This window comes from Trinickia symbiotica, from assembly GCF_002934455.1.
Lineage (GTDB): Bacteria > Pseudomonadota > Gammaproteobacteria > Burkholderiales > Burkholderiaceae > Trinickia > Trinickia symbiotica.
Map to the genome: position 1 here is coordinate 318,528 of NZ_PTIR01000001.1, position 18,937 is coordinate 337,464.

Annotated in this window: 16 protein-coding genes; 7 read left to right on the forward strand and 9 right to left on the reverse strand. The window is 61.4% G+C overall.

Annotation, left to right across the window (positions count from 1 at the left end; all coding sequences use genetic code 11):
* Nucleotides 1-13 precede the first annotated feature (13 nt).
* The gene (locus tag B0G57_RS01500) at nucleotides 14-925 is read left to right on the forward strand and encodes a LysR family transcriptional regulator (RefSeq protein WP_018438795.1); all 912 of its coding nucleotides are present in this window, start codon (nucleotides 14-16) and stop codon (nucleotides 923-925) included.
* Nucleotides 926-1,034: 109 nt separating this feature from the next.
* On the opposite strand, the gene B0G57_RS01505 is transcribed toward B0G57_RS01500, so the two are convergent.
* The 5 genes from B0G57_RS01505 to B0G57_RS01525 all read right to left on the reverse strand — a co-directional run bounded on the left by B0G57_RS01505 (nucleotide 1,035) and on the right by B0G57_RS01525 (nucleotide 6,717).
* Nucleotides 1,035-1,412 carry a LuxR C-terminal-related transcriptional regulator gene (locus tag B0G57_RS01505; protein WP_018438796.1) on the reverse strand — a complete coding sequence of 126 codons (378 nt, stop codon included), beginning with the start codon at nucleotides 1,410-1,412 and terminating at the stop codon, nucleotides 1,035-1,037.
* 369 nt (nucleotides 1,413-1,781) lie between these two features.
* Nucleotides 1,782-3,263 (reverse strand): cysteate racemase, encoded by a 1,482-nt coding sequence (gene cuyB, locus B0G57_RS01510; RefSeq protein ID WP_018438798.1) that lies wholly within the window; start codon nucleotides 3,261-3,263, stop codon nucleotides 1,782-1,784.
* Nucleotides 3,260-4,537 (reverse strand): dicarboxylate/amino acid:cation symporter, encoded by a 1,278-nt coding sequence (locus B0G57_RS01515; protein ID WP_026229315.1) that lies wholly within the window; start codon nucleotides 4,535-4,537, stop codon nucleotides 3,260-3,262. Before B0G57_RS01515 ends, cuyB begins: the two co-directional genes overlap by 4 nt.
* 185 nt (nucleotides 4,538-4,722) lie before the next feature.
* Entirely contained in the window at nucleotides 4,723-5,637 is a 915-nt protein-coding gene (locus B0G57_RS01520) for a LysR substrate-binding domain-containing protein (protein ID WP_018438800.1), read from the reverse strand.
* A gap of 42 nt (nucleotides 5,638-5,679) precedes the next feature.
* Entirely contained in the window at nucleotides 5,680-6,717 is a 1,038-nt protein-coding gene (locus B0G57_RS01525) for a LacI family DNA-binding transcriptional regulator (RefSeq protein ID WP_018438801.1), read from the reverse strand.
* Nucleotides 6,718-7,033: 316 nt separating this feature from the next.
* On the opposite strand from B0G57_RS01525, the gene B0G57_RS01530 reads away from it, so the two are divergent.
* From B0G57_RS01530 to B0G57_RS01545, 4 genes are all read left to right on the forward strand, one after another.
* Nucleotides 7,034-8,269, forward strand: a complete 1,236-nt coding sequence (locus B0G57_RS01530) for an ABC transporter substrate-binding protein (RefSeq protein WP_026229316.1) — start codon at nucleotides 7,034-7,036, stop codon at nucleotides 8,267-8,269.
* Between the two features lie 17 nt (nucleotides 8,270-8,286).
* On the forward strand, nucleotides 8,287-9,234 hold the full coding sequence (locus B0G57_RS01535) for a carbohydrate ABC transporter permease (protein WP_018438803.1): 948 nt from the start codon (nucleotides 8,287-8,289) through the stop codon (nucleotides 9,232-9,234).
* A gap of 15 nt (nucleotides 9,235-9,249) precedes the next feature.
* A complete protein-coding gene (locus B0G57_RS01540) occupies nucleotides 9,250-10,101 on the forward strand; it encodes a carbohydrate ABC transporter permease (protein ID WP_018438804.1) in 852 nt (283 codons plus the stop codon).
* Between the two features lie 96 nt (nucleotides 10,102-10,197).
* Nucleotides 10,198-12,201 carry a beta-galactosidase gene (locus B0G57_RS01545; protein ID WP_018438805.1) on the forward strand — a complete coding sequence of 668 codons (2,004 nt, stop codon included), beginning with the start codon at nucleotides 10,198-10,200 and terminating at the stop codon, nucleotides 12,199-12,201.
* 57 nt (nucleotides 12,202-12,258) lie between these two features.
* Here B0G57_RS01545 and B0G57_RS01550 read toward each other — a convergent pair whose 3' ends face one another.
* From B0G57_RS01550 to B0G57_RS01555, 3 genes are read right to left on the reverse strand one after another with little or no spacing between them, the layout of a single operon-like run.
* Nucleotides 12,259-13,545 (reverse strand): NAD(P)/FAD-dependent oxidoreductase, encoded by a 1,287-nt coding sequence (locus B0G57_RS01550; RefSeq protein WP_018438806.1) that lies wholly within the window; start codon nucleotides 13,543-13,545, stop codon nucleotides 12,259-12,261.
* Nucleotides 13,542-13,673, reverse strand: a complete 132-nt coding sequence (locus B0G57_RS32090) for a hypothetical protein (protein ID WP_018438807.1) — start codon at nucleotides 13,671-13,673, stop codon at nucleotides 13,542-13,544. Before B0G57_RS32090 ends, B0G57_RS01550 begins: the two co-directional genes overlap by 4 nt.
* 28 nt (nucleotides 13,674-13,701) lie before the next feature.
* Nucleotides 13,702-14,850, reverse strand: a complete 1,149-nt coding sequence (locus B0G57_RS01555; protein WP_018438808.1) for a branched-chain amino acid ABC transporter substrate-binding protein — start codon at nucleotides 14,848-14,850, stop codon at nucleotides 13,702-13,704.
* Nucleotides 14,851-15,250: 400 nt separating this feature from the next.
* Between B0G57_RS01555 and B0G57_RS01560 the strand changes: the two genes are divergently transcribed.
* Nucleotides 15,251-16,672 carry an aminotransferase-like domain-containing protein gene (locus B0G57_RS01560; RefSeq protein ID WP_018438809.1) on the forward strand — a complete coding sequence of 474 codons (1,422 nt, stop codon included), beginning with the start codon at nucleotides 15,251-15,253 and terminating at the stop codon, nucleotides 16,670-16,672.
* Between the two features lie 27 nt (nucleotides 16,673-16,699).
* On the opposite strand, the gene B0G57_RS01565 is transcribed toward B0G57_RS01560, so the two are convergent.
* Nucleotides 16,700-18,328: an L-lactate permease gene (locus B0G57_RS01565; protein WP_018438810.1), complete on the reverse strand. Its 1,629-nt coding sequence runs from the start codon at nucleotides 18,326-18,328 to the stop codon at nucleotides 16,700-16,702.
* A 262-nt stretch (nucleotides 18,329-18,590) separates the two neighbouring features.
* Here B0G57_RS01565 and B0G57_RS01570 point away from each other — a divergent pair, with 262 nt between their 5' ends.
* Nucleotides 18,591-18,932, forward strand: a complete 342-nt coding sequence (locus B0G57_RS01570; RefSeq protein WP_018438811.1) for a DUF4148 domain-containing protein — start codon at nucleotides 18,591-18,593, stop codon at nucleotides 18,930-18,932.
* Nucleotides 18,933-18,937: the final 5 nt, after the last annotated feature.

Sequence of the window (18,937 nt, forward strand, 5' to 3'; positions counted from 1 at the left end):
TTCATCTACCGCCATGATGCCGACCGACCTGCCCGACCTCAAACTGCTACAACTGTTCGACCTGCTCTATGACACGCGCAGCGTCACGCGTGTCGCTGAACAATTGGGTCAGAGTCAGCCGACCGTCAGCATCTGGCTCGGGCGGTTGCGCGAGCATCTGCAGGATCCGCTTTTCATCCGGACACCCGGCGGTATGGCACCAACGCCGCAGGCCGACGCGTTGATCGGGCCGTGCCGCGCAATTCTCGAATCGCTGAGGCGCTTCCTCGCGTGGGAAATCGCGTTCGATCCCGCCACGGCGCAGCGGCGCTTTCGTATCTGCATGACGGACGCGAGCCACATCACGCTACTGCCCAGAATGCTCGCGCATGTGCGTGCTCAGGCGCCAGGCGTCCGGCTCGAGGCGGCGAGAATCGACGGCAACACGGAACGCGCGCTCGAGTCGGGCGAAGCTGACCTCGCGATTGGCTATGTGCCCTGGCTCAGCGGCGGCATCTATCAGCAGCAGCTTTACCAACAGGACTGGGTGTGCCTGACCAACCGGCATCACCCGCGCGTTCGCTCGCGGCTCGGCTTGAAGCAGTACCGCTCGGAGGGTCACGTCGCCATCGAATCGGGAACGGGTGCGCAATTGCTCGAACAGGCGCTGGCCCGTGCACGCATCGAGCGTGACGTCGTGCTGCAGTTGCCGGGCTTCCTCGGACTCGGGACGATCGTCCAGACCACGGATCTCGTGGCCACGCTGCCTCGTCACATCGGCGAAACGCTCGCGCGGGGCAACGATCTGGCCGTCCATCCGTGCCCGATTCCCGTGGACGGCTTCGCCGTCCGCCAACACTGGCACGCACGGTATCACCGTGAGGCAGGGAATCGCTGGCTGCGTGGTGTGGTCTTTCAGCTGTTCGGCGTTTCACCACGAAAGTGAATCTACGGGCGCGGCGATCCATTTCACGCTGAATGCGACGGCGCCACCTCATAACGACATCCCAGCCTCGGCGACCTTGCTCCCGTCCCGGCAGCGAATGGCGCAGGACTCACGCAAGCAGCCGCGCGATGAGGTCGGGTGTCCCTCGCACGCCGTATTTTCGCAGGAGGCTTGCTCGATGGATGTCGACCGTGCGCGGGCTGATGTTGAGCTCCTTGCCGATCTCCTTGCTCGTCAAGCCATGGACGAGAAATGCCGCGACGTCGCGCTCGCGCTCCGTCAACGTGCTCGCGACGTCGGGCTGCTTCCCGCTCTCCGATAGGTCGGCAAAGGTCCAGACCGCCAGCTCGAAAGGCCGCATTGGGTTATAGCCAAAGCCGCAAACGGTGACCCAGAAATGGGTCCCGTCGATGCGCCGCATGATGCGGTTATCGTTGAGCACCGCCCGATTTGCGATGAGCGGCGCGAGGCGCTGACCGATCGTCATAAAGTCCTTCTGTTGCGGGTAGAGCTTGGAGAACGAATGACCGATGATGTCGCTACGAGAGGCCCTGAACAGTTCCAGGGGCAAAGGCCGCGATGACGCGTCGCAGCGTTGCGGTATCGACTTCTCGCGGTGCTTGATTCGGCATGGTCCTCTCCCTTTCGCGTGTCGGTTGCCGTCCGATGTCGAAACGAGAGTAGGTCCTCAAATTACTTAGGTCTATACGTGTCGATTACCTAGGTAATTGGTGACTGCAATGGGCGGCTCGCGGTTCACTCACTCGGGCTTTTCACTGGGCGCGAACTCGACCGTGGCCGATCTCGGCCGGCGCATCCTGGCCGGTGCGGCTTACTCGAGGAGCAGGCTCCTTGCCTATTGAACGCGATGGAGCGTCGGTTCAGCCCCACGCGTCTTGGCGTAGCCAACGCACTTTCGCGCAAGCACTTCCGTCGGATCGATCAATTGCACGCGTGTACCGCGGCTGCCGATGAACTCGCCACTAGTAAGCAGGATGGGAAGTTCCGTACACCCGAGGACGATGACGCCGACGCCCTCTTCGATCAGCCCCTCGACGGCGGCGCGAATATCTTCCTGACACTGCCCCGATTTGAAGCCCGCCTTGACTCCCTGCTTTCCATAGATCGCTTCCATGACCCGCATCTGCAGCGCCGGCCCCGGTACAACCTGCCGCAATCCCTGGGACGCGAGCGCCTTCCGGTAGACTCCGCTCTCGATCGTGCCCGACGTTGCCAATAAGCCGACATCTCGAACATCGGGAAATGCTTCGCGCAGATAGCTGACCGTGACCGTGAGCATATTGACGATAGGTATCCCGAGATAGGGCTGAATTCGCTCGACGAACGCGTGAGCCGTATTGCAAGGGATCGCAATGAGATCCGCGCCGCCGTCTTCGAGCTTCTTGCACGTCGCATACAAGGAAACGGTCGGGTCCGCTCCTTCGCCGATGAGATTCTCGGTTCGATCGGGGATCTGCGGGTTTTGCTCGACGAGCAGCTTGATATGGTCTTGGTCGCGAGACGCAGGCGTATTGCCGACGATCTTGCCGAGAAAATCGACCGTCGCAGCCGGCCCTACGCCACCCACGACACCGATTTTGAAAACCGGCGACGAAGAATCGAATCGGCCCGACACGACAAACTGCGCGTAGGCCAAGTTGGAGTCGACAAGCGGTACCTCGGTCAGCCCGAGTTCGTCCGCGACGAGGGCAATCTCAGTCAAGCCGGGAACGATGACTTCCGCGCCCTGCCCTGCGAGGTCGTCGCAGGCCCTGCGCAACAACTCGACGGGATGGCCGCGAAGATTTCCGCACTTGATACCGCCCGCCCCATACACCGCGTCCGTCACAAGATCGATATCGTCGACACGTCGCGGGTGGACTACTTCGAATTGCGGCGCGGCAAAGTACCGCTCGAAGAGCCGCTTCTCCCGCATATAGTCCGATGTCAGCACACCGATGCGTTTCGCGTCCGGATACTTCTTTTGCACGTGAGCGCGAACGGCCTCGACGATATCCGCGATCGTCAAGCTCGTGTTCGCCTTCAGCTCGTCGACAAACGTATGACTGAGAAAGCATGGCAGCACGACGGTCGTCACGCCCCGCCGCTCGAAGTCTCGGATCATGTCGAAAACGTAGAGCTTGCGTTCCGTCGTCGCCATACTGCCCGCCCCTGAACCTCTGAACGGGTGCTGCTCGAATATGACGTCGGCATGCTCCACGTCGGATGACGCCGGCGTAGCTTTGATGAGCTTGAAGAACACGTCGGCGCTCGCCAGCGGTCCCAGCCCACCGATCACGCCATACTTGCGCCGGCTTTGCCCAACCACCGAGATCATCTTACGTCGAGCTCCGGTTGTGCGAATGACGCTTCAGTCACCTTCGACTGGCGCGCGCCTTCCCATTTGGCGATGACGGCGGTAGCAATGCCGTTGCCAATGACGTTCGTCATCGTTCGCCCCATATCGAGAATCTGGTCGATCGCGAGGACCATCGCCACGCCGGACGCGGGCAAATGGAACAACGGCGCAACGGCGGCGACCACGACCACCGATCCCCTCGGCACGCCCGCCATGCCCTTGCTGCTCAGCATCAGAACCAGCAGCATGAAGATCTGCTCGGTGAGCGGCATTTGGATACCAAAGGCTTGCGCGATGAAAATCGCCGCGAACGCTTGATACATCATGGAGCCGTCGAGGTTGAAGGCGTAGCCCAATGGAAGCGTGAATCCGACCACCTTCTTGTCCACGCCGAACTTTTCCAACTGCTCGGTGAGGCGCGGATAGGCCGCCTCGCTACTCGCCGTCGAGAAAGCGATGAGCGCGGGTTCACGCACCGCCTTGAGCAGGCTGCCGACACGTCGCCCGAGAAACAGCGAACCCACCCCGATCAGGATCGCCCACAGGATGAGCAATCCGAGGTAAAACGAACCGATCAGCTTTCCATAGGTATAGAGCACGTCGAGACCGCGCAAGGTGACCGCCGATGCAATCGCCCCGAATACGCCGATCGGTGCAGCGCGCATCACGTAGTTCGTCAATTTCAGCATCACCGGCACCATGCCATCGATCGCCTGAATGACGATGCCGACGCGCGCGTCATGCCTCAGCGCGCTGAGCGCGATCCCGAGGAAAACCGAAAACACGAGAATCTGCAAGATGTCATTGCGCGCCATCGCATCGAGCAGGCTCGTCGGGAACGCGTGCGTAATGACGTCTTTGGCGTTCAGGGCTGACGTATTGAGACCCGTGTTCGCCTCGCCGGCACTCGCAGTCAAATGCAGGCCCGTGCCGGGCTCCAGCAAATTGGCCATGACGAGGCCGAGGCAAAGCGAAATCAGAGACGCTGAGAGAAACCATCCTACCGAGCGAAAACCGATACGGCCCACGTCCTGGCCGCTGTCCATCCCGGCCAAGCCGGAGACGAGCGTCGCGAACACCAGCGGCGCGATGATCATCTTGATCAGCCGCAGGAAGATGTCGGTAACGATCGAGAAATAGCCCGCCACTGTCTTGAGCGAAGCCGGGTCCGAAATACTTGCGTGACAGGCATAGCCGGCAACGACGCCCAGTATCATGCCGACCGCGATCGATAGGGTAAGGCGATTTTTCATATCTGTCCGTCTCAGGCTGCGCTGAACGGGCAGAAGGTGCCCGGCATGCGCAAGATAAAGGCTGAGAGCGGCAGGAGGTGATCGCCGCTTTCGACCGTCAGACGGGATGGTACGGAGAGTCAAAAAAACGGCGATGCTTTTACCGCATCGCCATATGCGAATCGTGCATAACCTGCGCGAAACGCTTACCCGAGCGAAGCCGAGCTCGCGCGCAGATGCTGCCAAAGTGCGTTCAGGAGATCGTTGCGATTGGAAGAATCGCGATACACGCGTAGCTCGATTTGAAGCTTCCATGTCGCGGTTCCCGCCGCCACCAGATCCCCGGCCGCGAGTTCCGCGGCAATGGCGCTTTGCGGCAGCCAGGCGACCCCTTCCCCCTCGATGACGAGTTTCTTCAGCACCTCGGCCATATCGGACTCGTAGTGCAACTGCAGCGCGGGGGGCTCTGCCGCCCGGTCCAGAAGCAACGCGAGGCAACGCCCGAAGTAACTGGTCTCCGTGTATGAAATGAGCGGCAGCGGCTGTTGCTTGGTGCCCGGGAGGCGAAACGCAGGCGCCGAACGGGAGTTCGGCTTGCTGACGGGCATCAACGTGTCGATCCCGACTGTGACGTGCTCATACCTTTCGGGGTCGAGGTGAAGCGGAAGCTCGGGGTGGTGATAGGCGAACATCAGTTCGCAGTTTCCATTCACCAGCATCAAGATCGAGTCGTGAACGTTCGTCGGAATGACGCGCGCCCGCACCTCCCCGAAATGCGTCGAGAGCGCCTTCAGCCAGCCCGGCAGGAAATTCAGCGCGATGGTATGACCTGCCGCGATCTGCAGACTCTTGCCGGCGATTCGCTGTTCGGTCCGGATGATGGCTCGTGTGTCGTACAGCTTGGCGAGGACATCTTCCGCCGCTTCGCGAAACAGTTGACCCGCCGGCGTCAGGACAGGCGGAAAACCACTGCGGTCGATGAGCTCCGCGCCGACCCATTGCTCGAGCGACTGGATTCGACGGCTAAAGCCTGACTGAGTGACGTTGCGGAATTCCGCTGCCCGCGAAAAGCTCTGATATTGAGCTAGCGCGATGAAATCCTCGATCCACTTGATTTCCATGTCTTCCTTTCATATCGGGATGGTGACGCCGAGACTTCGCGCTCACCGCAACCGGGCCGTGGACCCCCGAACGACGAGCTTTGGTGCGGACGTATGCACGACCGTCGCTTCGGTCGCGCGTCCCGCCATGAGCTCGACGAGCAGGTTCACCCCTTTCTCCGCCATTTCGGCCGTGGGTATCGCGACGGTCGTCAGGCCAGGGCGAGATTGGCGGGCCGGGATGATATCGGTAATGCTGACGACCGATAGACCGCCGGGCACCGAGAACCCGAGATCGCTCGCCGCGTTCAACACACCCAAAGCGGGAAGATCGTTGGAAACGAAGATCGCGGTCAGGTCAGGGCGCGCCGAGAGCAGATCCTTCGCCGCCTCGTAGCCATGCTCGAACGAGTCCTCCGTGAAGCGCTCGTCAGCCGTCGACTGACGAATCTTCGCCGCTCGCACGACCTCGCGAAACCCGGCGTATCGTCCGCCATGGATGCCATGTTTCGGACTGCCGACAATCGCCCCGATACGTCGATGTCCGTACTCGACGAGATGCTGAGCCGCGAGCCTGCCCGCGCCTTCCGAATCGAACGTTACGCAAGGTATGCCGGGCGGCTCGTCGGGCCGCTCCCAAACGCTGATGACCACGGGAATACCCCGCTCCTGGAGCGCGCGCAGCTCATCGATCGGCAGGTCGGCGTTGTTTGCCACGAGGACGCCGTCCGACAGCGATCCTGCGACCTGCTCGAGAAACCCGGTGCCTCTATCAGGTTCATGATCCGTATTGCAGACGAGCAAATGACGCTCGTGCTTTAGCGCTTGCAAGTTCGCCGCAAGTGCGAATTCCGGATAGAAGGGGTTCGTGATGCAGCTCAGCATCAAGGCCAGAGTCGGCGCCTTGCGTTCAACGAGCGCGCGCGCCGTCAGATTGGGCCGATAACCCTGGCGCTCCGCCGTCTCGAGCACGCGCCGTCGCGTCTCCTCGCTGACACGGCCGCGGCCTCGCAGCACGTTCGAAACCGTCATGACCGAAACGCCCGCTTGCGCCGCCACGTCCTTGATGGTCGCGGCAGGGTTGAATAGTTTGCTGCTCATCCGAAGCACACCCGTCGATGGGAACTACAACATGTCGTTTTTAATGTTATGCGATCCGCCGCCGACTACGCCGCTTTCCCCTCGCCCTCGAAAAGCGCTTGCGCATGTGGCTTGTCGGGCGTAGAGTCTAGCGCAAATGCAAGTAGCGTTGCTCCAGGTCAGGCCCTCCGGCCTTTTTTTAAACGCCTGTGGTGTAACGTTAAACCAAGGAAGCGGAGACATGGCTGCCATCACACTGAAAGGCGTGACGCAGGCGTATGGAGCGCCGATGGCCGCGCAGTTCCGAGACTTCAATAAACGACATCCGGAGACATCCATGAAACGACTGCCTTTGCTCTCGGCTTTCGGTATCGCCCTTTCCTTTGCCAGTGCCGCCCATGCGGGCACGCTTCAGCTCAACGTCGCTTTCAAGGGCGGCGAGCAGCGCGCGGTATGGGAGCAACTGATCCAGCAATTCGAGAAGGCGAACCCCGATGTCACGGCAAAGGTGTCTTTCGTCGAAGAGGAGACGTACAAAGTCCAGCTTCCCAGTTGGCTGACTTCGGTCGCCCCGGACGTCATCAACTGGCACGAGGGCGAACGTATGGCGTACTACGCCCGCCGCGGCTTGCTCGAAGACTTGTCGACCGATTGGCAAAGGAACGGATGGAATTCGCAGTTTGCTTCATTGAAAACGCCTTCCTCTTACCAAGGAAAACAATTTGCGATGCCCACGCAGTATTTTGCGTGGGGTCTTTACTATCGGAAAGACTTGTTCGAGAAAGCCGGGATCAAGCATGAGCCCGCCACGTGGGACGAATTCCTCGAAGCGTGCCGCAAGCTGAAGGCCGCCGGGATCGCGCCGATCGCGGTGGGCGGCCGCGATTCCTGGACGCTTGCGGCATGGTTCGACTACCTCGACCTTCGCATCAACGGGTACGCCTTCCACATGCAACTCATGAACGGGGAAATTCCCTATACGGATGCGCGCGTGAAGAAGGTCTATGAGGCGTGGAAGACACTGATCGACGACAAGTACTTCATCGACAATCCGCTCTCGTACAGCCTCGATTCGGTCCAACCGCTCTATATCCAGGGCCAAGCCGCGATGATGCTGATGGGGACCTTCCTGTCGCCTGGCCTGCCAGCGGCGACGAAAGCGCAGACGGGCTTTTTCCGCTTTCCGACGATCGACACCAAGATTTCGGCGGCAGAGGATGGGTCCGCGGAGTGCCTCAACGTTCCCGCTCGCGCTTCAAACAAACCGGATGCCCGTAAGTTCCTGGCCTTTATCGGTCGTCCTGACATCGATGGACAGCTTGCAAAAGGCATCGGGACGCTGCCCGCCAACAAACAGGCCCCCATGCCCGAAGATCCGATCGCGAAAATCGGATTTCAAATTCTCTCGAATACCACGGGCGGCGTCGCGCAATTCTATGACCGCGACATGACGAAGGAAATGGCAGACGAAGGGATGAAGGGAATGCAGCGATTCATCACCGACCCGGCGAAGCTCGACGAGATTCTGCAGCACCTGGAAGAGACGCGTAAGCGCGTCTACCACCTGTCGTAACCGCATGAGGCTCGGCCATGGCTCCCGCCGAAACGAGAACGTCCGTCAGTAACGGTTCGCCAGCAGCTTCGCCTTATTCGATCCGTCACGTCTCGACATCCAAGCGGTCGGCCCCGCTCGCGAGCCGACGCAAGCGGGCCGCGATCCTGTTTTTGCTGCCTGCCTGCACGATGTTCTGCATCTACGTGATCTATCCGATCATCAGCAGCGTCTGGCTGAGTTTTTACAGCTGGGACGGCATGAGCGACAAGGTCTTTGTCGGGCTCGCGAATTACCAGGAGCTCCTGCATACGGACACGTTCTATACGGCGTTGAAGAACAACGTGCTATGGCTCGTGCTCTTCTTGCTGGCGCCGCCGATCGGCCTCGCGTTCGCCCTTTATCTCAATCAGAAAGTGCGCGGCATTCGGCTCGTCAAGTCGTTGTTCTTCTCGCCGTTCGTCTTGTCGGGGGTCGTCGTTGGTCTCGTCTTCAGCTGGTTTTACGACCCGGCGTTTGGTCTCCTGAAGCTCATCATCGGACATGGCATTCCCGTGCTCGGCGACGAGCGCTACGCGACGCTCGGCGTGATCGGAGCCGCGTTATGGCCGCAAATCCCGTTTTGCATGCTGCTCTATCTGACGAACCTCACGAGCATCAATCCGGAAATCATCGAAGCCGGCCGCATCGAAGGCGCGACGGGCTGGTCTCTGCTGTGGCATGTCGTGTTGCCTCAGTTGCGGCCCGCAACCTTTCTATCGGTCGTCCTGACCGTCATCGGCGCGCTTCGCAGCTTCGACCTCATCGCGGTCATGACAGGCGGCGGGCCGTTCGACAGTTCGACGGTGCTCGCGTATTTCATGTACGACCAGGCGATCAAGTACTTCCGATACGGCTACTCGGCGGCGATCGCGGTCGTGCTCTTTCTCATCATGCTCGTGTTCATCGTCTATCAGTTGCGCCGCCTGCTCCATACGGACCGGTAACGAGGAAAACCCGCCATGTATCCCACACCCATCGACAGATGGAGTCCGGTCGGACGAACGCTCTACAAGATATCGCTGCCGATCGCGCTCGGCATCTGGCTGCTGCCGCTCATCGCGGTGGTCGTCACTTCGGTGCGCTCGTCGAGCGAATTGATGATTGGAAACTACTGGGGCTGGCCCAGGCACTTCGGCTTGATCGAAAACTACCGAACGGTGCTTTTCGGATCACCGATGTTGCATTACTTCCTCAATAGCTGCCTCATTACAATTCCATCCGTGACCGGGGCCATCGCTCTGGCCGCGATGGCCGGGTTTGCACTCGCGACGTATCCGTTCAAGGGCAACCCCGCGATTCTGGGAACGTTCGTGGCCGGCAACTTCGTACCGATCCAGGTGTTGATGATCCCCGTGCGCCAATTGACGCTGCACCTCGGGCTCTATAACACTGTTTGGGGGCTCATTCTCTTCCATCTGTCATTTCAGACAGGCTTTTGCACGCTGTTTTTACGCAACTTCATCAAGGAACTGCCGTACGAGCTCATCGAAGCCGCCCGTATCGAAGGCGCCAACGAGTGGCAGCTTTTTTGCCGAATCATCCTGCCGTTGATCGCGCCCGCACTCGCCGCGCTCTCGATCCTCGTTTTCACGTTCGTGTGGAACGACTACTTCTGGGCGCTTTGCCTGACACAGGGTGACGAGGCGGCACCGATTACCGTCGGTGTCGCCGCGCTGAAGGGGCAATGGACTACAGCGTGGAACCTCGTCTCGGCCGGGTCGTTGCTGGCTGCCCTGCCATCCGTCGTGCTGTTCTTCGCGATGCAGAAACACTTCGTCGCCGGGCTGACGTTCGGCGCAACGAAGGGCTGAGCAAACGGACCTCCAGATCAGGTGCCGCGAGCGAGTCGACTCGACTCCCTCGCGAGATCGCTTGCGTCTGCCATTTCAAATGAAAGGACGAATTCAATGAAAGTCGGAGTCGACTACTACCCCGAGCACTGGGACCGCGCACTATGGGAGCACGACGCGCAGCAAATGAAGGATGCCGGCATCACGATCGTGCGCCTCGCCGAATTCGCATGGTCGAGACTAGAGCCCACCGAAGGCACATTCGATTTCGACTGGCTCGACCAAGCCATCGCTATCCTCTCGCGTCATGGTATCGGCATCGTGCTGGGTACGCCTACGGCGACGCCTCCCGTCTGGCTCACGCACCGCTATCCTGACGTACTGCCCGTCGACAACAAGGGGCACACGCATTACCCGGGCGTGCGCCTTCACCGCTGCTACAACAGCCCTTCGTTGCGTCAATTCGGCGAGCGGATCATCGACCGGCTAACGAAGCACTATGGTCCGAACCGCAGCGTCATCGGTTGGCAGACCGATAACGAGCTCGCGGCCAACGACTGCCATTGCGAGCATTGCACGCGACGCTTTCGGTCCTGGGTTCGAAGCAAGTACGAAACGATCGAGAATCTCAATCGCGAGTGGGGTACCGTCGTCTGGAGCGGCGAGTACAACGATTGGATGCAGGTCAGCACGCCGCTGGGCGGTTCGCCTCATCTCAATCCGTCGTTCCTGCTGGACTTCCGCCGCTTTTGCTCGGATTCGGTCGCCGAATTCAACCGGTTCCAGGCCGAGATCATTCGGCGGAACAGTCCGGGCAAGTTCGTGACGCACAACCTGTGGGGCTACCCGGTCACGGCCGACTACTACGATATGTTCGACAGCATGGACTTTGCATCTGTCGACTATTATCCGGCGACCGACCTCGTCGACGACTCGAAGTCGAGGATGTATCACGGCGCGCTGACGTTGGATCTGACGCGCGGTGTCAAGCGCAAGAACTTCTGGGTGATGGAGCAACTGAGCGGAACGCCCGGGTGCTGGTATCCGATGTCGCGGACGCCTTTTCCTGGGATGATCCGCGCGCATGCGTGGCAAAGCGTGTCCCGTGGGGCCGACGCAGTGGTCCAGTTCCGATGGCGCTCGGCCCGCATCGGCGCCGAACAGTTCTGGCATGGCTTGCTCGACCATCATGGCGTACCGGGCCGCCGCTTTGAAGAGTTCGTGCGGTTCAGTCGCGAAGCGGCGAAGCTCGCTCCGCTGCTGGAGGGCTCGACGTTGGATCACGATGTGGCTATGCTCTTTTCGCACGAGCAACTCACCGCGTTTCAGATTCAGCCGCAATCGGATGGCTTCGATTACCTCGGCAACTTCAAGCGGCTGCATTCGGCGTTCGTGCGAATCGGTATCGGCACCGACGTGATCAACTGGAAGGATGATTTCGCCAGTTACAAGCTCGTCGTTGCGCCGATGCTCTATCTCATCGATGACGACATCGCGGCTCGGCTGCGCGAGTATGTCGAGCGAGGCGGTACGCTCGTCCTAACGACGCGCTCCGGTGTGAAGAATATGAACAACGTGTGCCTGCCGGACCGCTTGCCGAACTTGCTGACGGAGCTCGCAGGCGTTGTCGTGGACGAATACGATCCTGTCGGCAACGACCGGCAGCGCGTCAAGTTCGATATCGGCGGTGAGTTCGAATGCGCGCAGTGGTGCGACGTCCTTTCGCCAACCACAGCCGAAACGTTGGCGGCCTATTCGAGCGAGTATTTCGCGGGCCGCGCGGCCGTGACGAGAAACGTCTGCCGTGAGGGCACCGTTTATTACGTTGGAACAGTGCTGGACGATGAAGCGACCAAGAGTCTGCTCCGTCGGATTGCGGCCGATGTGAAAGTCGACTGCATGCCCGACCTACCCGAAGGCGTGGAGACAGCAGTCCGAAGCTCGGCCACGACACGGCTGCGGTTCATATTGAACCTGACGAAAGAGCGCAAGCGCGTGGCCGTCCATGGCGGTGAATGGACGAGTGCACTCTCCGGCGAACGAGTGTCTACCGGGAGCTTTGAGCTTGCGCCAGGGGAGGTCGAGATTCTAGCGGCGCCACCGCACCGTTCGTGCACATAGCTCAAAAACCTCCCTCTACTACCTCGTGAGTCGTCAGCTAGTCGTCTACGGCCTCGATCAGAACCGGTATGCGCTGAACGGCGCGAGGTCTTGCTTTGTCGGCCGGCCGGCCACCATCTCGGCGATCAAACGTCCTGTCGTCGCACCGAGCGTCAGCCCGAGTTGGCCGTGGCCGAAAGCCATGAATGCATTGCTCAACCGTTGCGAGCGATCGATGATTGGCTTGGTATCCGGCAGGAACGGTCGGTAGCCGACGCCATACTCGAGCCCTTCCGTGCGCAGTTCGGGCAGAACCCGCTTCGCCTTCTCGAGGATGATTTCTGCTCGCTTGAAGTTCGGCTCCGCATCGCGCCCCGCGAATTCGATGGTGCCGCCGATTTGCAGGCCACGTGTGAACGGACTGAAGCAAAAGCCGCCGTCGGCATAGATGACCGAATGCCGAAATTCCACGCCCGGGTTGGGGAGCAAGGCCTGATAGCCCGCGATGCTCGCAAGCGGGACGCGCACGCCGAGCGCGTCGAAGAATCGACGAGACCCGGTTCCCGCCGCGACGACCACGTGCGTCGCGGCCAGACGCTCGCCATTCATGAGGGTTACACCCGTCGCACGCCCGGACGACTCGTCGATCCGGGCCGCTTCGGCGCGAACGCGGCGCCCGCCCTGCTCGACGAAGCTGTCGGTGAGCGCGGCGATGAATCCCTCCGTATCGCTCACCGCGCGCCAGTCCGGGAACAGTAGACCGTGAGAGAAGCGTCCGGCGAGCGCGGGCTCGAGATCGCCGATCTCGGCCGCATCGAGCCGCCGCGACTCGAACCCCAGCGACATGCGCAAATCCAGATGCGGCTTTTCGCGCGCGATGCCGTCCGGATCGTCAAAGACTTCGATGACGGGCTGCTCGCCCATCAGCGCCTTGTCGCCGCAGGCTTCCAGCAATGGCGCATAGTCCGCGTAGACATCGTGCGTGAGCGTTGCCATCGCTCGCGCGATCGACTCGATCTTCGAATGGCGTGCGCACGAGACGAACCGCAAGAACCAAGGCAGGATGCCCGGCAGCGCACTCGGCCGCAACGCGAGCGGCCCCTTCTGATCCATCAGCCAGCCCGGCACCTTCATCAAGATGCCGGGCTTCGACAATGGAATGATTTCGCTAACGGCCATTTGACCGCAGCTCCATTTCGCGGTGCTGTCGCCAGGCGCGGCCGGGTCCACTATCGTGACCGAGTATCCGCCACGCTGAAGGTAAAGCGCGCAGCAGACACCGACGATTCCGCCGCCCACGACGATGGCGGTCTCCTTCAAGGCAGGCCGCGTGGGCGAAGAAGCCGATGCGGGAATCGCATTCAATGGGTGAACTCCTGCGGAGGGAAGTCGAATAATGCCCGCGAAGCCCCGAACATCTCGCCGAACCGCGCCTTTTCCGCGTCGGTGAGCGGCTGCATCGGCAAGTTCGCGACTGCGCGGATCTGAGCCATTCGGGTGATCTTGCTTGCGCCCAACGCGTCAAACGCCGTTGCCGCCCACCGTCCGCAGACTCTTCCATTGCCCCTGCTGCACTTCGAAGAGCGTGTACGGCGGCTTGATCAAATCGCCATTCCCGTCGAATGCGATCTTGCCCGTGACGCCCGTGACAGTGACTTTCGGAAAAGCCGCGACGATCTTGGCGCGATCGAGCGAGTCGGCATCGTGAATCGCCTTGAGCATGGCAAGCGCGGCGTCATAGGCGAACGGCGCATAGAGCTCGACGTCCTGGTTGAAGCGCGCCTTGTAGCGCTTCGCGAATGCCTGAGCCGAGGGCAGCTTGTCCAACGCGGGACCCGGCTCGAGGTCTTGCGTCCCTTCCCCGGCGGAGCCGGCGATCTGAACGAAGGCATTGCTCTTGAGCGCGCCCGCGCCAAACAGATGGGCCGGCATGCCGAGCGAGCGCATCTGCTTGACGAGCATCGCGCCTTGCTCGTCGAGCCCGCCGAAAAAGATCATGTCGACGTTCTTCTGTTTGAGCGTCGTCAGAATGGCGCGAAAGTCGACGGCCTTGTCGTTGGTGAATTCGCGATCGACGACATTGCCGTTCGCGCCCAGGGCGCCTTTCTCGAACGCATCCGCAAGGCCTTGGCCGAAAGCGGTGCGATCGTCGATGATGCCGATCCGCTTGGCCTTCAACTGCTGCACCGCGAACTCGCCCGCGATCACCCCGCCGATGCCGTCGTGCCCCATCGTGCGGAACACGTTGGCGAAGCCCTGATGAGTCAACGCCGGATTGGTCGAGCCCGGCGTGATCATCGCGACGTTTGCCTTGTGGTAGACCGCCGACGCCGGAATGCTGCAACCTGAGTTGTAGTGTCCGATGACACCGACCACGCCGTCATCGACCATCTTCTGCGCCACTTGAACGGCAACGCGCGGATCGGCCTGGTCATCCTGGACGTCGAGCACGAACTTCACAGGCTTGCCGCCGATCGTCGGGTTCTTCGCGTTCTCCTCGTCGATGGCGAGCTGCGCGCCGTTTTCCAGGTCCTTGCCGACGCGGGCCACCGGCCCCGTCAGCGGTCCCGCGAATCCGATCTTGACGATCTCGGGCTCCGCGCCATACGACGGCGCATGCGCGCACAGGACCCCAAATGCGAGTGCGACAACCAGGTTTCGGCGTTTCATGATGTCCGTCCTCTTCGGTGCAGACTGCTGCGGTGGTGGAAAGCGACGCGGGCGATCGGGTTCGAGATCGATATCGGAATTGGTATGCAGGCGGCCGTGGCTGCGTCGGATTCGCTAACATTTGCGGCGCCGAAGTCGCGATCAGGCTCGGCAACGGGCGGCACCGCACAAACGACGCAACCATACTCACACAAAGATTTTTTGTCCGCAATTGATTTATCTTTGTGTGGAGGTAGGTGCTTTCCCCGACGGGGCAACGGATCACCGATTCTCTCCAGAAGAATCGGGCTTCGCATGGCATTCAAAAAGGGTTTAGTATGTGATCCGTGCAGACGAACCACCTTCCGACAAACAGATCTGAGCCGCCCCGCTGAGTACTTTGTGTGAAGACACCGCCCGAATGAAGATCGACTTGAACCACACAAACGGTGCAGAGGTTCCGCGTACAAAAGGACGCGAAGCCACCTATCTCGAGATATCGCGCAACCTCGAAGAGAAAGTCCGCAGCGGGTTCTACCCGCCCGGCAGCCGGCTGCCGCCGCAACGCGACCTGGCGCTGGAGCTCGGTATCAACGTGTCGACCGTTTCCCGCGCATACAAGGAATTGCAGGCGCGCGGGCTCATAGTGGCAAGCAAGCGGCGCGGTTCGATCGTGACCGGCGGCGCGATGCCCGCGGTGCACACGCGAGCGGAAAGCAATGGGAGCACGGTCAGCCCGAACGCGGTGATCGACCTGACCGTCAATCGGCCCGCGACCGGCGAATTCCTTTCGCAGCTCGCGCGAACGATGACGACGATCGCGCGCGACCCTCGCTATTCTGAAACGCAGGAGTATCAGCCGCCGCAGGGGCCTCAGTGGGCGCGAGCCGCGGGCGCGCAATGGATCGCCGCGCCGGGATTCGCGCCGCTCCCCGATAACGTCGTCGTCACCAGCGGCGCTCAGCACGGTCTTTATGCAGTCCTAAGCAGTCTGATGGGACACGAGGGTGTGATCCTCTCCGACCGGCTCACCTATTACGGCTTGAAGGCGCTCGCGCCGGTGTTCCAGTTCGAGCTCGTCGGCATCCCGAGCGATCATGAGGGGCTGCTGCCGGATCGCCTCGAAGCGGCTTGCAAGCGCATGCGGGTGAAGGCAATCTTCGTCGTGCCGAACCTGCAGAATCCGACTGTCACCACGATGAGCCTCGCGCGCCGCGCGGCGCTCGTCGACGTTGCGCGGCGCCATCACATCGCGATCATCGAGGACGATGTCTACGGCCCGTTGTTGCGCACGCGCTTGCCGACGATCGCGAGCCTGTGCCCGGAGTTGACGTTTCATGTCACGTCGACGTCGAAGATCCTGGCGCCCGGACTGCGCATCGGCTACCTGCTGACGCCGCCGCACGGTGCCGCGCTTGCGGCCGAGGCCGTCCGCACGACGGCCTGGATGCCGGCGCCCCTGTCGACGCTGATCGCCACGCGTTGGATCGAGGACGGGACCGCCCAGACGATCCTCGACGCGCAGCGCGCCGAACTGGCGGCGCGTCAGACACTCGCGAGCGAGCTGTTGCCGGCCGAGCATCTGGCGAGCGATCCGGCTTGCATGTTCGTGTGGCTGCGGGTCCCGCCGCCGTGGCGCTCGGACGATTTCGCGGCAAACGCGCTCGCGCGCGGCGTCAACACGATGCCGGCATCGGCGTTTGCGGTGGATCGCTCGACGGTCGAGCACGGCGTGCGGATCAACCTGGCGTGCGCCGCCTCGCGAGAACAGCTGACGAGAGCGCTGCAGATCCTCGCTCACACATTGCGTGATCGGCCGCGAGCGCTGTTCGGCAGCATCTAATGGAATGGCGGCAAGCTCGGGCCGCCGCTAACCGCCTGCCGCCGCAAGCGTCATGACCCTTGGCGCCAACAGATAGAACCCCACCCCGATGATGATCAGATAGCCCAACAGGATGAACGTCCATCCCATGTTGTGACGAATCACCTCGCCTTCGTTGCGCACGAAACGACTCGTCGATACGCCGACGCTCGTGGTTTGGGGCGCGACGGGCTTCCCTACCTCGGCGCCGATGGAGTTCAGCGACGGTAGCAGCAGAATCGGAAAGCCGAGCAAGCGGCCGACCGTCACCTGGAAGAAGCCGAACATGGCGTTGGTCGACGTATTGCTGCCGGACAGCGCGACACCGATCCAGCCAAGAATCGGCGCGACGACGATATAAGCGATCCCGATCTTCGAAAATCCCTCGGCGAGCGAGGCCGCCATGCCCGAGAAATTGAAGACGTAGGCGAGACCGAAAATAAAGATGCCGACGAGCAAAGCGCCCCACATCTGATGCCAGGTCCGGCTGAACGCTTCAGCGTACTGCGCCGGCTTCATGCCGATCAGCAATGCCGTGATCAGCCAAGCCGCGAAGATCGCCGTGCCGCCGATGAATGGCGCAAACGAGAAGACCGCGCTGATTTGCGTACCGGGGTGGATCGACGAGCCGGCGGCCGCGGACAGCTTGACCCAGACGATCTTTGGCAACGGAGACCACGGCCCGGTCCAAAGCACCACCACGACGATAAGCACGATGAAAGGCAGCCACGCACGGAACAGTTGCCCGCCCGTCAGCCCATGCGCCTCGCCGGCGACCCTGGCGGCCTCCGCTTCGATCGGCTTTCCGCCATAGCCAAGGGTCCGTTTCGGGCGCCAGAATTTGAGCAGCACGAAGAGCGCCGCAAAGCAGACGACCGAGCCCGTCACATCGGGCAAATAGGGGCCGAGGAATACCGCGACCGGATATTGCCCCGCGATATAGGCGAGCGAGCCGACGACGGCGAGCGGCCAACCGTCGCGCAGACCCGTTCGGCCGGTAACCAGATAGATCAGGACCCACGGCGGAAGCAACGCGAGGATGGCCACGATGTGCCCGACCGAGGCAGAAAGGGCGAGCACTGGAAGGCCCGTCACGGCCCCGAGCGCAATGATCGGCACGCCGAGCGCGCCGTATGAAACAGGCGCGTTATTGGCGAGCGCGGCGACGCGGATCGCGTCGAGGTCCGGAATGCCGAGCCCGATCAGTATCGGAGCCACGAACGCCCACGGATAGCCGAAGCCGACCAACCCTTCGAGCAACGCGCCGAATGCCCAGGCGAACATGATCGTCTGGACTCTCACGTCCGCGGTGCCCTGCGTGGTGAGCCAGCGGCGAAAGTCGTCGAATACGCCGGTCAGCGTCAGGGAATTGAACAGCATGACGCCCCAGAACGTAATCCAGTCGACGGCCCAGATGCCCGTCAACGACCCGTACGCGAAAACCCTGATCCCCGTCGTCACCGGCATCGTCCAGACCACCGCGGCGATGATGAAGGTGACGATCGCACCGATCAGTACGGAGATCCAGGCGGAAACCCGAAAGACGGCAAGCAGGACGAGGAGAACGACGACGGGCACAAGGGCGAGCAACCAGGAAACGAAAAGGTTGCCCGTGGGATTGAGAACTTGCTGGAACATGGATCAGGCTCCCTCTGATTATTGGGCTTTGCCAGGAGACAATTGATCACAATGTGACGTTCCTTCAGTGTAGGCGCCAACGCCTTGATTTACAACGTCAATTCGCCTGCGCGGCGCATCTCCCGCCAAAGCCGCGCGAGAGCGCCATTGGAATATCCGCGAGCGTTCCTCGGTATAGCTTCCCGTGAGCATCCTGAAGGTGAGAACCCTCCGGGCGCTCGCTCCACATCGCATCAGTCCGCCATTTAATTAGGAGTCCGAAATGATCAAGCGCAGCGCAATCATCTCCGTTTCAGTGATGATGTTCGCCGGATCGAACCTCGCCGGAAGTGCATCGGCGCAAGAGAAAACCCGCGAGCAAGTCCGCCAGGAACTCGTTGAAGCGAAAAGAAACGGTCTCGACTTCGTCACCGACACCTCTTATCCCGAGATCAGCCCGCTATTCGCGCAGCAAGTCGCGAAGCTCAAGGGTCAACGGCGCGATAGCGGTACCGGCGGTGCGATGCCCGGTAAGAGCGATGCCGGCACGACCGATAGGTCCATCGCGGACCCTGCGGTTTGCGCCGGACCTGTCAGTTTTTGCAACGTTTATTTCGGCTCCTGACCGGT